Raw genomic sequence first — 910 nt, forward strand, 5'->3', positions numbered from 1 at the left:
CAATATCAAACACTTCTATATTCTGCGTAAAAATACAGTAATCAATTGAACCAAAATAGGAACTCAGCTATGGTTTGTTTATCAATAAAAACAAATTTAAAAACGAGTTAATCTACAGGCTCGTTATCCTTCAAGGAGGTTGTAATGAAATATGATGATGCCTCGTGGCACTATGGCGGCGATTTCCCAAAAGATTTGGCGAGTGAGAAAGGTGCAACACACATGGCGATGTTTGTATCATGGTGTTTATTAAATAATTTGGCAGGCTCAATTCATACTGAAGAGTTTCCAGAGGCTTTGGGTGCACTAAAAACCAGAGAGTTATCTCCGACAAATTGGTTTATTCAAAATTGCGACGAAAAATTCACTGACGAAGACCTTGATGTTATTGGAAACAAGTTTGCTGCTTATTACTATGAATCCGAAGACGGTCTTTTTTACGAAGATTATGAATCAGCCGCTGGCGAGGGTGCAAAAACTTTGTATCACATAGAGGACAGTTGGATTACCTTCGATAAATTAGCACCTGTTTTAAGTAAGCGCTTTGATGAATGGTCGGCAATTGAAGGATAACAAAACGATGAAGACGGATATCTGGGAAAAGCGCCCAGCTACCGCTTATCGTAGGCGTTGAGGCTGTAGAATTACTCTTTTTAGGAACGTATCCAACTATTCTTGGTTGGTTGCTTTTTAACCTTGAATCCATTCATTCGCTGTGATCTAATAGATATTATTCACCCACGGTAAACTGTTATGGCTAACTACAAGCCTGACTTATCCTGCCAAAATAAATTCATTCCTATCAATTTCGCTGAGCAAATTTTGCCTGGCACATTTGAATATGCCCTTTGTTATATCGTCGAAAATAAACTCGATTTATCGGGATTTGACGCGTGGTATAACAACGACA

General features: G+C 38.5%; 1 protein-coding gene. It reads left to right on the top strand.

The annotated features are described in order from the left end of the window. The first annotated feature begins 144 nt into the window (after nucleotides 1-144). Complete coding sequence (locus tag QL995_RS21640; RefSeq protein WP_169044783.1) at nucleotides 145-573, top strand: hypothetical protein; 429 nt, start codon at nucleotides 145-147, stop codon at nucleotides 571-573. Nucleotides 574-910: the final 337 nt, after the last annotated feature.

It is taken from the genome of Pseudoalteromonas sp. APC 3358, assembly GCF_030408075.1.
Taxonomy (GTDB): domain Bacteria; phylum Pseudomonadota; class Gammaproteobacteria; order Enterobacterales; family Alteromonadaceae; genus Pseudoalteromonas; species Pseudoalteromonas arctica.